Origin of the sequence: Pediococcus pentosaceus (assembly GCF_001437285.1) — a bacterium.
GTDB lineage: Bacteria > Bacillota > Bacilli > Lactobacillales > Lactobacillaceae > Pediococcus > Pediococcus pentosaceus.
Genome location: NZ_JQBF01000002.1, coordinates 103,511 through 117,006, shown reverse-complemented (window position 1 = coordinate 117,006; position 13,496 = coordinate 103,511). Strand labels below are relative to the sequence as shown.

The following is a 13,496-nucleotide window of genomic DNA, read 5'->3' as shown; positions in this document are numbered from 1 at the left end:
GTCCTTGAATACCAATCCCACTAATTGATTAATCCAACAAAAAAGATGCTAGAGGACAACCTCCACCATCTTTCATAATTTCTATAAATCTTTTTCGTTTGGATCAATGATAACATCGCCAGCAACAACTTCTTCCAAAGCTTTGCCAACATTTTTTTGTGAAGTGTATTTATCTAGTAATTCTGGTTGACCCTCATCCAATTGGTGTGCACGCTTGCTAGCAAGCATAATCAATGAATATCTGGAATCAACACGTTCTAGTAAATCATCTACTGAAGGATATAAAATCATCTTATAATTCTCCTAACATTTCTTGATATTCAGGATAAACTCTGGTTACTCGAAGATGTTCACCCTTGATAATATTTTTAATTTCTTCAACCGCATTTTCAATCTTGTCGTTAACGACTGCATAATCATAATCACGCATCGTCTTGATTTCGTCAACTGCTTTTTCCATTCGTTTATTAATCGTATCCATGTCTTCAGTCCCGCGATTGATAATACGTTGTTTTAATTCCATCAAATCTGGTGGAGTCAAGAATAAAAATACCCCGTCTGGCATTTTTTCACGAACTTGACGAGCACCGTTCACTTCGATTTCTAGGAAAACATCTCGTCCTGAATCTAGAGTTTGATTAACATACTTTAATGGTGTGCCATAGTAATTATCTACATACTGGGCATACTCCAGCATTTGGCCTTCTTTGATATTTTTCTCAAATTCTTCTTTAGAGACAAAGTAGTAATCTTCACCATCAACTTCACCTTTTCTAGGCTTTCTAGTTGTCATTGAAATTGAATACTGAAAATCATTACCGCCTTGATCAAAGATTGCCTTTCTAACCGTTCCCTTACCAACACCGGAAGGGCCAGATAGAACAATCAACATTCCTCTTCTAGCCATGAACAAACTCCTCAAAATATATATGTAACTTCTATTTTGCACTTTTTTATTATATTTTTCAACCACAATTGACTTGAAAATTAAAGTACCATGTTAATAAACTTTTAACTTTTTTAAATTGTTCGCTTTTTTATCACATCAGCGCTAATTTTTCGAGTTTTATTTTTCTTGAATTTCCCCACTACAGAATCGTTAGCGCTACACCAACATTTATACCCAATTCATAAAAACAGTTGCTTTTAAGAACGCATGTTCGTATAATGTAAATACAAACAAATGTTCGTTGGAGGCTAACATGGAAAACAAAAAATTTAATAACTCTTTCAATCGAATTAATCACTCACTCAATAACATCCGTAAAATGTATAATAACTTATTCCTGGTCCCTGAAGACCAAGGTTTACCAATTATGGATCGTACAATGCCCATTGATCAAATTAATGATACCCTGGCATATTCAATTCAAAATCACCTAGTAGTCCGCATGCAACTGGATTTAAAAAAATCAATCGTTGAAATCGATGGCTATATCCAGATTACCAGATCTGGACGACTATGCCTGACTGATCCTAAAACTGGGCTAACACAACTCTTAGAAGATCAACAAATTCGAAGCATCGCCTTAATTTAAAAACTCTCACTATTAAACCGAAAATATCCCTAAGAATCAAGGATATCTTTCAATTTGCTAGTGAGAGTTTTTTAGTGGGCTTGTTCCGTTTTTAATAATTCACGAGCATGTTCTAAGCTTAATTCCGTGATATTAACCCCGGCTAACATTTTGGCGATTTCATTAACCCGTCCTTCGTCATTCAGCACTGTTAAATTCGTCATTGTACGTCCATCGACCACTTTCTTGGCCACATGCAACTGATGATCTGCTCTAGCTGCAACTTGTGGTAAGTGGGAAATACACAATACTTGTGAATGGGCCGAAATTTCATGAATCTTATCTGCAATTGCTTGTGCTACACGGCCGCTTACCCCGGTATCAACTTCATCAAAAATAATACTAGTAACCCCTTCGTTACGCGCAAAAATAGTTTTCAACGCTAACATTATTCGTGAGAGCTCTCCGCCAGACGCTATTTTTGCTAAAGGTTTCAAATCTTCACCAGGATTAGGTTGAATTAAAAATTCTACCCCATCAAATCCGGTTCGATCTGGTTCAGCTTTAGGAGTAAATTGCACTTTAAATTGTGTTTTTTCCATGTAAAGACCTGACAATTGTTCACGTATAGCTGCTTCTAATGCTAAGGCCATTCTTTGACGCATTTCCGTGAGTTGAGTTCCTAATTTTTTAACTTTTTGATACCTCGCTTCAACTTCCTGTGCAAGATCATCCAAATTGTTTCCTGAACCAGTCATTTCATTGAGTTCATTCTCAATTTTATTCAAATAGTTAAGAATTTCTTCAATTGAATTACCATATTTTTTCTTTAGCTGACGAACTACTTCTAACCTTTGTTCAACTTCGTCTAATTCATTTGAATTCCATTCCATCGCATCAAGCGCAGAACGGACTCGATTAGTTACATCTTCTAAAGCATAATAGGCACTTTGTACCTCATCAGAAACTTGTTGGTACTCATCATCATAATCAGAAATACTTTGTAATTCTTGCATTACGCTACCAATTTGATCAATCGCAGAGGCCCCATCTTCACCTTCCAAAAGTTGAAAACTTGTTGAAAGAGCGTCGGAAATACTTTGAAAGTTGTTTAATTGATCTCGTCTTTTTTCAAGTTCCTCATCTTCACCAGCCATTAAATTGGCAGACTTAATTTCTTCCACTTGAAATTGCAACATGTCAACGCGTTGATTCCATTCATGTTCGTTCTTACGACTTTTATTTAATTGTTGGTTTAATTTAGAATAATCAGCGTAAGCTTCTTCATATTTAGCACGGACTTTACCAACCATTTTTTCGTCAAAATGATCTAACAATGCTAGATGTTTTTCACTATTCATTAGTTCTTGATGTTCATTTTGTCCGTGAATATCAATTAAAGTTTCTCCGACTGATTTTAGACTATTTAGATTAACGATCGTGCCATTGATTCGACAAACACTTCGACCACCCTTATGGAGTTCCCGAGTAATCACTAAATCATTGGTTGCGTCGATTCCTAACTTAATTAACGCATTTTTAGTATTATCAATCTCAGCGATATCAAAAACACCTTGTAGAACCGCCTTGTCTGCGCCGGTTCTTACAAAATCTGCTGAGCCTCTTCCACCAGCTAAAAGTCCTACGGCATCAATAATAATTGACTTACCTGCACCAGTTTCTCCCGTCAGAACAGTCATTCCTTGGTTGAAACTAACATCAAGCTTCTCGATAATTGCGAAATCCTTTATAGATAATTCCAATAACATATCTAATTCTCCTAGATGTAAGCAATTGATTGTGTAATCCGATCCTTTAATCGGACTGCATGTTCATCATCAGTACAAATAACTAGCACTCCATTGTCATCACTAACTGCTGCAAAAACAAACCCATAGTGGACCTGTTTTAGCGTTGCTGAAATACTAGCTCCGTTTCCTGGCTTTAAATCAATAAACACAAACTTTTCCTGAACTTTAATTGAAATCAAAGCCGAACTTAATAACGTAAAAAGTCGTTGTTCAATTTGGGAAGTATCCCCTTTAGGGAGAGAATATCGTACTCCACCTTTTTTAGTGGGTGATTTAATTAATTTTAATTCACGAATATCCCTTGAAACGGTCGCCTGCGTCACTTCAACGCCCTGCTCCTGCAAGTGAAGTACGATATCTTCTTGACGATCAATTTCATTTTCGTTGATAATTTGTTTAATTAGTTCATGTCGGTCGTTTTTTCGCATTGTTTCACCTATGAATTTAAGTTGGAATATGCACTATCAATCACTTTTTGGGTATCAACATTCTCTTCAATCACTCCTTGATCCGTATCGGATCGTTCAAGCCAGGCTAAAAATTCGATATTGCCTTCTCCACCCTTAATTGGTGAAAAATCAAGTCCCTTTACGTTGAAACCTTCCGCATTGGCCATTGCTAGTACATTTTTAAGGACCTCTTCATGAACTTTACGGTCACGAACGATGCCATGCTTTCCAACATTTTCTCTACCGGCTTCAAACTGGGGTTTAATCAAGCTGACAACTGATCCATGCGTTTTAATAATATTTTTAAGCGCTGGTAAAATTAGTTTTAATGAGATAAATGAAACATCAATTGATGCAAACTCTGGTTGTCCCTCAGTAAAGTCTTCTAATTTACTGTATCTAAAATTAGTATTTTCCATTACCACCACTCGTGGGTCCTCACGTAATTTCCATACTAATTGATTAGTTCCTACATCTAAAGCATAACTAAGCTTCGCACCATTTTGGAGCATAACGTCAGTAAATCCACCTGTCGAAGAACCTATATCTAATACTGTAAGCCCCTTAACATCAAGGCCAAAGACTTTCAATGCTTTTTCTAATTTTAAGCCTCCACGGCTAACATAGGGCATTGGTTTACCCTTTAAATGTAACTTAACTGAAGGGTCAATCTTGACACCAGGTTTATCCAAACGCTCCTCGTTGTCTCCTAAAATTTCTCCGGCCATTACGGCTCTTTTTGCTTTTTCACGGGTATCAAAAAGTCCCTGTTCTACCAGCAATACATCTACGCGTTCTTTTGCCATCGTTAATTCTCCATTATTTTAAATACGTTAAAAAACCTTCTAAAATCATCAAATCCATTTCTGGCTGTAATTCACCTAAGGAGGTTAAGTCTTGTTCACATTTTTGAAGAACCTGATTTAATTCTTCTTTTGCTCCACTTAACCCGAGTAAGTTAACGTACGTATTTTTATTTAAATCTACATCTTTTCCAGCCGTTTTACCAAGGATCGCTGTACTTTCTGTTACATCAATTATATCGTCATGGATTTGAAAGGCTAAACCAAAGTTTGCCATAAAATCTTTAACCAATTCGGCAACTTGAAGTTTGCTTGGCTTCATTATCAACGCCGCTTCCGCTGGGAATAATAGCATTTTGCCGGTTTTAAGATGATGTAAATGTTTGAGTTCAGCTAAGGAATAATGTCGCTGATTTCCTTGAATATCCAATAATTGGCCAGCAATCATCCCTGAAGCCCCAGCATCACTTGCCAAGGATAACACCAATTCACTTTTAATCCGATCCTTTAAATTGGTTGAGCTAATCCATTGAAAGGCCACCGTTAAAAGTGCATCACCAGCCAAGATAGCCTCTGCCTCACCAAACTTCTTATGGCTGGTTGGTCGTCCACGCCGTAAATCATCGTTATCCATTGCGGGTAAATCATCATGAATCAACGAGTATGTATGTACAGCTTCGAGAGCTGCTGCGACTGTTAGGATATCGTAATTAGGGGTCTTTCCGAATGCTTTCAAAATTGCCAATAAAACTAACGGACGAACTCGCTTGCCACCAGCGTCAATTGAATACTTCATCATCATTTTTAAATCGGTATTCAATGTTGAATCACTATCAAACAATTCATCGATGTGCTGATCAAGTAATTCTACGTTTTGTTTGACAAAGTCATCAAAATTACTATTCATTTTCTCCGTCTGTCCCCAAATCTAAGTTAGTCTCTTCACCATTGTCTTGCATAACTTTTGTAAGAGTTTTTTCAGCATTTTTTAGGGTTTCTTGTAATTCCGAACTTAACTGAATTCCTTTTTGAAATTCTGTCAAAGCTTTTTCCAATGGAATATCACCTTGTTCTAAATTGGAAACAACTTGTTGTAATTCTTGTAAATTTTCTTCAAATGTTTTTTCTTCAGCCATTATTTATCCTCGCTGTTAATTGTTTTAATTACTGCATTTGCACTACCATCACTAAAATTCAGTTGAATTTTATCGTCAATTGATAAATCCTCAATCGATTTAACGACCTTCGTATCTCTAGTTACATAAGTATAACCTCTACTCATTATCTTGAGGGGGCTCAGAGTATCTAAAGATCCAATCAGCGAATTCAAATCATTCGCATACTTTGAAAAACGATTAGTTATATTATTATTGGTCATCTGTCGTAGATGCTCAACATTTTGTTTTGCCATTTTAATTCTACTAGCTGGAGTATTGGCTAACAATCTTGAATTTAGAGTTTTAAATGATCCCTCAGCTGTAGTAATTTGTTGTTTCTCCAACGAAATCAACTTTTCCGTTAAAATATCAACATTTTGCACATAACCTTCATATAAACGTTGAGGTTCTTGAAAAATATACGATTGTTGTAAATGTTGAACCTGCTGGCTACGCATTTTTAAAATATTTCTAAACGCCACAATAGTTTGTAGCTGGAGTTTTTGAAGCTCTTCTAAGATATCGGTCAGTACAGGCGTAGCTAGTTCAGCGGCGGCCGTTGGAGTTGCTGCCCGCATATCTGCAACTAAATCGGCGATTGTCGTATCTGTTTCATGTCCGACAGAGGAAATAACCGGTAACTTACTTGCAAAGATTGCTCGAGCAACTACTTCTTCATTGAATGGCCATAAATCTTCAATTGAGCCCCCACCTCGGCCAATAATGATGGTATCAAAATCATCCAACGTATTAATCATCTTTATTTGTGCAGCTATACTATTGGCTGCCTCATTACCTTGAACTAAAGCTGGAAATAAAACCAGTTGAACAATCGGATAACGACGGCTCACCGTCGTGATAATATCTCTAATCACGGCCCCAGAAGGGCTAGTCACAATCGCAATCTTACGGGGATACTTAGGAATTGGTAGCTTAGGGGCTTCAAATAAACCTTCTTGGGATAATTTTATCTTTAACTGTTCATATGCTTGATATAAAGCTCCTACACCATCCGGTTGCATACTATCGACATAAATTTGGTAACTACCATTTCCTGGGTATAAACTAATTCGCCCACTCACAATCACTCGCATGCCTTCTTCAGGTTGAAACTTAACCTTCGCAAATGCAGATTTAAACATGATCGCACTAATCTTCGCGTTTTCGTCCTTCAAACTAAAATATTGGTGACTGTTAGTTCTTAAGCGAAAGTTTGAAATTTCCCCCACTAAATAAACGCGATGTAAATACGGATCAGCATCAAATTTTCGTTTAATATAATTGGTTAGTGCACTGACCGTTAAATACTTATCTTCTTGCATTTAAATACTCCATTTAGTTAAATTCACCGTTTGTTTCATTAACATTGATATTGTCATCGGACCAACGCCCTTAGGAACGGGGGTGATGTATGAAACATGTTTTTCGACATTCTCGAAATCAACGTCTCCCGTTAGTTTACCATTTTCATCGCGGTCCATACCAACGTCGATAACAACTGCACCTTCTTTAACCTGATCTTCTTTAATAAAATGGGCAATACCTGTTGCGACCACCAAGATATCTGCTTCTTTAGTCAGAGCGGCTAAATTTTTAGTATAACTATGAGCCAATGTAACTGTTGCGTTGGCATTCAATAGTAATGCTGCCATTGGTTTTCCAACAATCGAACTACGTCCCACCACTACTGCACGCTTACCTTGAATATCTATATGATATTTTTGGAACATCTCCATAATTCCTTGCGGTGTACATGCAATGGGCGTGTGTTGCGTCTTTCCTTCGAAAAGTTTCCCCACGTTAACTGGATGAAAGCCATCAACATCCTTACGCGGATCAATGGCCATCGTTACTTTAAAAGCATCGATATGCTTAGGGAGTGGCATTTGGACCAGAATGGCATTCACATCTTCGGTTTGATTTAATTCTTGGATTTTTAGGAGCAATTCATTTTCGCTAATATCGGCATTCATCGTAACTAGCGTTGATTTAATGCCTAACTTATTAGCGCGCTTTTCTTTATTTCTTACGTAAATTTGACTTGCTGGATTTTCACCAACTAGAACCACAACAAGATGTGGTTCGACACCTTGATTTTTCAATTTTTGTACTTCAGTCATTGTTTGTTTATCAATCTCAGCAGCTAAAGTTTTTCCATCAATAATTTGGCCCATTATTACTCCTCCGTTTCAAATATTTATCCATCTTAAATCATATCATAAGATGCATTTTCTTTTTAAATCTTAAACAAATTAAAAATGGTTGTAAATATCAAGTGATATTCACAACCATTTTTTAATTATTTTGCGATATTAGATAAAACTCCATTGATAAATTTACGAGCATCTTCATCAGTATACTTCTTAGCTAACTCCAAAGCTTCATTAATCGCAACTTTATCTGGTGTTTCAGTGTACTTAATTTCATAAGTACCCATCTGTAATATAACGCGGTCAGGACTTTCTAAACGTTTTACTGTCCATCCCTTTTTCAACTCTCCACTAATCGTTTCATTAATAGCTTCAAGATTTAAGCTAACTCCCATAACCAAATCTTTTAAGAATTGATCGGGAGCTTCTGTCTCATGAAATTCTTCTAAAACTTGATCTTGCAATTCGCTTAGATCAGCGTCTGGATTAGCACTTTTAGCAAAGATAATCTTAAAGGCGCTCTCTCGAATTTGATGTCGATTTAAACTCACTATTTATCACCATTATTTTCTGAAAAAATATCATCGGGATCAATATCAGATGTCGTCGTATCTGGCATCATTCCGTTGACTTGCACGTTAACTTCATTAATCACAATTTCGGTCATAAACAACATCTGTTGCTTAACTCGATCTTGAATCTTAGTAGCAACTTGTGGAACAGATACTCCAAAATCAAGCATTACACTAACATTAATGACTAAGCCACGATCATCTTCAATTAATTTTGTACCTAATCCCAAGGAATCACGTCCTAAAATTGTATTGAAGCCCTTCGAAATATTATTACCAATTAAGTGAACACCATCGATTTGATCAACCGTAATTCCTGCAATTGATTCAATAACATCAGGTGCTATCGCAATCCCGCCACTCTTTGAACTAGAATTACTTAACTCCAAGTATTTCGTATCTGCCATTATATTGCCTCCAAAAATTAAGCGCGTGAAATATAAGTACCATCTTGAGTATTGATGTTAAGAGCATCTCCCTCATTAACGAAGAAAGGAACTTGAACCACCAGACCAGTTTCCATTGTAGCTGGTTTTGAGCCACCACTAGCAGTATTACCTTTAATACCAGGTTCTGTAGCAGTAACTTTTAAAGTAATATTCTTAGGCACTTCAACACCAAGTGTTTCAGTACCAAAGAATGCGATACTTACTTCCATGTTCTCAACTAAATAATTTTTCTCTTCTTCAAGACGTTCATTAGGAATTTCAACTTGTTCATACGTATTGTTATCCATGAAAACGTAGTTAGCACCATCATTATATAGATATTGCATACGTTTTGTCTCAATATTAGCTTGTTCCATTTTTTCGCCGGCACGGAAAGTTTTTTCTTGAACAGCGCCATTTCTTAAGTTCTTCAACTTAGTACGCACAAAGGCACTACCTTTACCCGGCTTAACATGTTGAAATTCAACAATGCGCCAAATATTATCATCAAATTCAATGGTCAAACCATTTTTAAAATCAGATGTTGAAATTGTACTCATAAAAAGATTCCTCCAATTAATTCTAGAACTAATGATATCAATCGATTCTCTTTTTAACAAGAAAATCATTAAAAAAGGCCGGAACAAAGTTATTGTCCCGACCTGAAATTTGCTTTTTTAAAGCTTATTCAGCATCTGCTACTGGATATACAGAAACTTGACGCTTGTCGCGACCTTTACGTTCAAAACGAACGACACCATCTGCAAGTGCAAACAAAGTATCATCGTTTCCACGACCAACATTTACACCAGGGTAAATATGTGTTCCACGTTGACGGTAGATAATCATACCTGCCTTAGCAGCTTGTCCGTCAGCACGCTTTGTTCCAAGACGACGACCAGCTGAGTCACGGCCGTTAGAAGTGGAACCGCCCCCCTTATGATGAGAGAAGAATTGTAGATTCATTTCCATGGTTAATTACACCTCCGAATAAATTAATTCATTACTAGATATTCTTTGTATGACTTACTAATATCCCTTAATCCAATCTCAAGTGCCTCAAGTAAAACTTGAGCCATTCGATTCGAATCAACATCACTGCTTTCAGGAACATTAACAGATAAAAATCCACCATTTTCATCGTCTGAATCAACTAGTGGCATTATCTTAGTGATTTGCTCGATACTGTTAACTGTATTTATCGATAAGACTGACACAGCCGCACATACGATATCACGTCCATACTCACCAGAGTCAGCATGACCAGTTATCTTAAAACCACTGATTCGATCTTTATCTCTATAAAAACAAGTCTGTATCATGCCACATCACCTTCAATCAAATTAAGCGTTGATTGAATCAATCATAACTTTTGTATATGGTTGACGATGACCAGTCTTTGTATGTTGGTTCTTCTTAGCCTTGTACTTGAAAGTAGTAATCTTCTTTTGCTTACCTTGTTTTTCAACAGTTCCAGCAACTGAAGCACCTTCAACAACAGGAGAACCAACCTTTGTAGATTCGCCACCTACAAAAAGAACTTGATCAAAAGTAACTTTTTCGCCTTCAGCGACGTTTAACTTTTCAACGAATACTGATTGACCTTCTTCAACTTTAAGTTGTTTACCACCAGTTTTAATAATTGCGTACACAACGTGCACCTCCTTAATTCTAAGACTCGCCAAAGTAAGTGCTATGCTTTAAAACTCACTTTGTGCGGTTGTAGCGTGGAGACCACACCAACGTTAATACTATACTGTAGATTTAAATAATAGTCAATGTTAATCTACGAAAAAATCGGAAAGGTCAATATTTTGACTATCAATTTGAATTTTTGTTCCTAAAATTTTCTTGGCCGCATTTGCCATATAATGTGAAGTGTATACCATTCCTTCATCAAGCCACATTCTAATCATTCCAATTAGACCATTTACATAGTATGAGCTTAAAACTTCAATGGGAAAACCATCATGCTTTACCTTTTTGCCGTAATATTCAGCAAAAGTTTTAATTTCTGAATTCAAACGTTCTTTAAGCACCTCGGTAAACTGAGGCAATTTTTCCGTATCTAATACAATCGTATACGTTTGATAATCTGCTGCAACTTTATCAAAAAAGTTGGAGACTGATAGTACATTAGTTCCATGAGCATTTTTGTGATTAACCTCATCGACAAATCCAACTGAATCCTTTAATGATGAATTAAATAAAGAGCCCACTAGTTCGTTAATCGTAAAATTAACAAATTCTTTTTTGTCAGAAAAATGTGAATAAAAAGCTCCACGGGTTACCCCAGCTTCATCACTAATTTGCCTAACATTAATATCTCCAGCGTCATATGTCTTCAATAACATCACAAAAGCCTTTTGCAATTTACTTAATGTCTTAATAATTCTAGGATCTTCCTTCATATTCAGCACCTCACATTTATAAACGCTTGATTCACGTTTTAGAGTTTAATCCAATGGAAACTTTTTTACAATAAACTAACTTTTTAAATAACATGCGGATTATACCCTTAATGTCCATGATACCGTATAAACCTCTACAAATGAACGATTTTCGCGCATTTTATTTCTTAAAATATATTAAAATTTATGCTTTTATTGAAATATGTGCAAAAATACCCATGTATCCGCATTTAGTAATATTCTAATAATTAAGAACTGTATATTAACATAAATATAAGCAACAAAAAACAACGAAGCATCATATAAATAATGTTACTTCGTTGTCCCCATTTTTTATTCATTTCCGCCAATTTTATATAGGTTTTTATCTGCTTTAGTATCTTCTAAAACTTGTTTATATATTTTTTTTCGATCATTTTCGTTTTTAGTAATTCCATGCGTCATTAATTTAATTGATTTCAACATATTTGATCTAATCCTACCACTCAAGTCATCATCAAAACCCCGTTGATGAGTGTAAGCTTTCTTAACGATCCCTTTAACTCCATTTTTATGATCGCCTAAAAGTGCCTCAAATTTTACTCGATCACTATCGTTCATTTTCCTTTGGCCCTTTTTAATCAAAGCATCTAGAGATCTCATCACTGATTTTTCTGTTTCTGGGTTTTCAGAATTAAACTTTTCTAGACCACTGATAGTCTTCTCAATCAACTTCTTATCTGCTGAAATTTGCTTGTATTTTTCAGGAGACACCACTACCGTGCCATAAACTTTATTATGGGTGCATGCACTCATAAATAATGTTACTACCATCAGCGAAAGTAAAACCGAGATAATTTTTTTCATTTAAGCCACCCTCTATTCGTTAACTTCTAATTTAATAATACCTAATAATTCAAATTAATTAAAGCGTTTAACCCCGTTTAATTTCTTTAATTTATAATGTTGAAATTGCTTTGTTAATTGCGATTTATATCCACTTTTTTCATCCCTCTATTTGTAATAATTCCATTGACAGAACGATCGTTTTTAAATATACTGTTTAAGTACGGTTCGGTAGCTCAGCTGGATAGAGCATCCGCCTTCTAAGCGGACGGTCGAGAGTTCGAATCTCTCCCGAATCATATTAATATAGCTTAGAAGCCCTATGGTATAGGCTTTTAAAACAAGAGCGCTCACCAAACGCTCACTAAGCAACATAAAAATCACTCAATCTTTAATTAGATTGGGTGATTTTTATTTTTAAATCTTTATACTAAGCAATTAATGTGACTTCGACTAAAAAATCGAATAAAATCTAACATATAATTACTAGATTAAGTCAAAAGTTTAGGAGCATTGCTAGAAATGGATATCATTATTTTAATTGGTGTTTTTATTTTCATGCTAGGATTCTTGATTACTGTATTTAACACCAAAATTCGATATGGGTTCATCTTTACTCACTATGAATATCGTAACCGTTCAATGCATTGGTTAAGTGTTATTTTAATTATATTAGGCCTTATCATCATAACCATCAAAGCTTATCTTAATGGCCAATTTAATTAGTTTCGAAATATAAAATATGTATATACGTTCAAACAAAAAATCATCTTATGGGATTATCTTTAGAGCGCTAGAATTTCTCCATTAAACTAAAAGAAGCTAAACCGATTTTTAACGATTTAGCTTCTTTTATCTATATTAATTATTTTCCATCCGAGTCGAACACATCCCAGTAATTATCTGGCGGTGTATCTTGCTTGGCTAGTTTCCAATGCGACGGCCCTTTATGGGTAGCCTCAGGATGCTCTTTTAAGCATTCAAAACGGCGATGTTTTTCATCTTCGATAATAAAAACGCGATGAAATTCGTCTTGTTTACTAATAACTGTTGCATTTTCGTGTTTAAATCCATAAATATCAGTATACGTCATTCATTATCACTTCCTTAGCTAACTTAAATTTTAGAAGTGAACAGTAAGCTTCTGTATCAATTATTTCACACCTCGCAGCCATAGTAAAACATTATGATCTTAACTTAAACTTTGCTTTGCAATTTACTAGCCCATAAGACCATTTTCTTTAATTGTCTATACCTTTTTCATTCATTGAAAGAATCCCATTTTAGAAATAGAGGCATTAACTACAAATCTTCAATTATTGACCGTATTTTACGGTTTTATTAATTAATAGAAAACCCAAAACCAGAGCAGG

The 13,496-nt window shown here is 35.6% G+C and carries 20 protein-coding genes, 1 tRNA gene and 1 other annotated feature; of the genes, 3 read left to right on the top strand and 18 right to left on the bottom strand.

Annotated elements, in window-relative coordinates; genetic code table 11:
* Positions 1–81: 81 nt before the first annotated feature.
* Entirely contained in the window at positions 82–291 is a 210-nt protein-coding gene (rpoZ, locus tag IV86_RS02395) for a DNA-directed RNA polymerase subunit omega (protein WP_002833554.1), read from the bottom strand.
* Position 292: 1 nt separating this feature from the next.
* Positions 293–907, bottom strand: coding sequence for a guanylate kinase (gene gmk / locus IV86_RS02390; protein WP_002833553.1), 615 nt, complete (start codon positions 905–907; stop codon positions 293–295).
* Between the two features lie 295 nt (positions 908–1,202).
* On the opposite strand from gmk, the gene IV86_RS02385 reads away from it, so the two are divergent.
* Positions 1,203–1,538: a hypothetical protein gene (locus IV86_RS02385; RefSeq protein WP_011673284.1), complete on the top strand. Its 336-nt coding sequence runs from the start codon at positions 1,203–1,205 to the stop codon at positions 1,536–1,538.
* Positions 1,539–1,609: 71 nt separating this feature from the next.
* Here IV86_RS02385 and recN read toward each other — a convergent pair whose 3' ends face one another.
* From recN to IV86_RS02310, 15 genes are all read right to left on the bottom strand, one after another.
* Entirely contained in the window at positions 1,610–3,286 is a 1,677-nt protein-coding gene (gene recN, locus IV86_RS02380; protein WP_029257868.1) for a DNA repair protein RecN, read from the bottom strand.
* An 11-nt stretch (positions 3,287–3,297) separates the two neighbouring features.
* Positions 3,298–3,756 carry an arginine repressor gene (locus IV86_RS02375; RefSeq protein WP_002833550.1) on the bottom strand — a complete coding sequence of 153 codons (459 nt, stop codon included), beginning with the start codon at positions 3,754–3,756 and terminating at the stop codon, positions 3,298–3,300.
* Positions 3,757–3,764: 8 nt separating this feature from the next.
* On the bottom strand, positions 3,765–4,583 hold the full coding sequence (locus tag IV86_RS02370) for a TlyA family RNA methyltransferase (RefSeq protein WP_002833549.1): 819 nt from the start codon (positions 4,581–4,583) through the stop codon (positions 3,765–3,767).
* A gap of 13 nt (positions 4,584–4,596) precedes the next feature.
* On the bottom strand, positions 4,597–5,487 hold the full coding sequence (locus tag IV86_RS02365; protein ID WP_002833548.1) for a polyprenyl synthetase family protein: 891 nt from the start codon (positions 5,485–5,487) through the stop codon (positions 4,597–4,599).
* A complete protein-coding gene (locus tag IV86_RS02360; RefSeq protein ID WP_002833547.1) occupies positions 5,480–5,716 on the bottom strand; it encodes an exodeoxyribonuclease VII small subunit in 237 nt (78 codons plus the stop codon). The genes IV86_RS02365 and IV86_RS02360 overlap by 8 nt, the downstream gene beginning before the upstream one ends.
* Positions 5,716–7,059: an exodeoxyribonuclease VII large subunit gene (gene xseA, locus IV86_RS02355; RefSeq protein ID WP_002833546.1), complete on the bottom strand. Its 1,344-nt coding sequence runs from the start codon at positions 7,057–7,059 to the stop codon at positions 5,716–5,718. Before xseA ends, IV86_RS02360 begins: the two co-directional genes overlap by 1 nt.
* Positions 7,060–7,911 (bottom strand): bifunctional methylenetetrahydrofolate dehydrogenase/methenyltetrahydrofolate cyclohydrolase FolD, encoded by an 852-nt coding sequence (gene folD, locus IV86_RS02350; protein ID WP_002833545.1) that lies wholly within the window; start codon positions 7,909–7,911, stop codon positions 7,060–7,062.
* Between the two features lie 125 nt (positions 7,912–8,036).
* On the bottom strand, positions 8,037–8,438 hold the full coding sequence (nusB, locus tag IV86_RS02345; protein ID WP_002833544.1) for a transcription antitermination factor NusB: 402 nt from the start codon (positions 8,436–8,438) through the stop codon (positions 8,037–8,039).
* Complete coding sequence (locus IV86_RS02340; RefSeq protein ID WP_002833543.1) at positions 8,438–8,866, bottom strand: Asp23/Gls24 family envelope stress response protein; 429 nt, start codon at positions 8,864–8,866, stop codon at positions 8,438–8,440. Before IV86_RS02340 ends, nusB begins: the two co-directional genes overlap by 1 nt.
* A 17-nt stretch (positions 8,867–8,883) precedes the next feature.
* Positions 8,884–9,447: an elongation factor P gene (gene efp / locus IV86_RS02335; RefSeq protein ID WP_002833542.1), complete on the bottom strand. Its 564-nt coding sequence runs from the start codon at positions 9,445–9,447 to the stop codon at positions 8,884–8,886.
* Between the two features lie 124 nt (positions 9,448–9,571).
* A complete protein-coding gene (rpmA, locus tag IV86_RS02330; RefSeq protein WP_002833541.1) occupies positions 9,572–9,859 on the bottom strand; it encodes a 50S ribosomal protein L27 in 288 nt (95 codons plus the stop codon).
* Between the two features lie 23 nt (positions 9,860–9,882).
* Complete coding sequence (locus IV86_RS02325; protein WP_011673282.1) at positions 9,883–10,209, bottom strand: ribosomal-processing cysteine protease Prp; 327 nt, start codon at positions 10,207–10,209, stop codon at positions 9,883–9,885.
* 21 nt (positions 10,210–10,230) lie between these two features.
* Complete coding sequence (gene rplU / locus IV86_RS02320; RefSeq protein ID WP_002833539.1) at positions 10,231–10,539, bottom strand: 50S ribosomal protein L21; 309 nt, start codon at positions 10,537–10,539, stop codon at positions 10,231–10,233.
* A 12-nt stretch (positions 10,540–10,551) separates the two neighbouring features.
* Positions 10,552–10,619 (bottom strand) — a sequence feature (ribosomal protein L21 leader region).
* A 49-nt stretch (positions 10,620–10,668) separates the two neighbouring features.
* Positions 10,669–11,298, bottom strand: coding sequence for a TetR/AcrR family transcriptional regulator (locus tag IV86_RS02315; protein WP_011673281.1), 630 nt, complete (start codon positions 11,296–11,298; stop codon positions 10,669–10,671).
* 333 nt (positions 11,299–11,631) lie between these two features.
* Positions 11,632–12,144 (bottom strand): hypothetical protein, encoded by a 513-nt coding sequence (locus IV86_RS02310; protein ID WP_002833537.1) that lies wholly within the window; start codon positions 12,142–12,144, stop codon positions 11,632–11,634.
* A 204-nt stretch (positions 12,145–12,348) separates the two neighbouring features.
* Here IV86_RS02310 and IV86_RS02305 point away from each other — a divergent pair.
* Both IV86_RS02305 and IV86_RS02300 read left to right on the top strand, forming a co-directional pair.
* Positions 12,349–12,422: transfer RNA gene (locus IV86_RS02305), tRNA-Arg, on the top strand.
* Positions 12,423–12,645: 223 nt separating this feature from the next.
* A complete protein-coding gene (locus IV86_RS02300; protein WP_002833536.1) occupies positions 12,646–12,849 on the top strand; it encodes a hypothetical protein in 204 nt (67 codons plus the stop codon).
* Positions 12,850–12,988: 139 nt separating this feature from the next.
* Here the strand turns inward: IV86_RS02300 and IV86_RS02295 are convergent, their stop codons facing one another.
* Positions 12,989–13,216 (bottom strand): hypothetical protein, encoded by a 228-nt coding sequence (locus IV86_RS02295; RefSeq protein ID WP_002833535.1) that lies wholly within the window; start codon positions 13,214–13,216, stop codon positions 12,989–12,991.
* Positions 13,217–13,496: the final 280 nt, after the last annotated feature.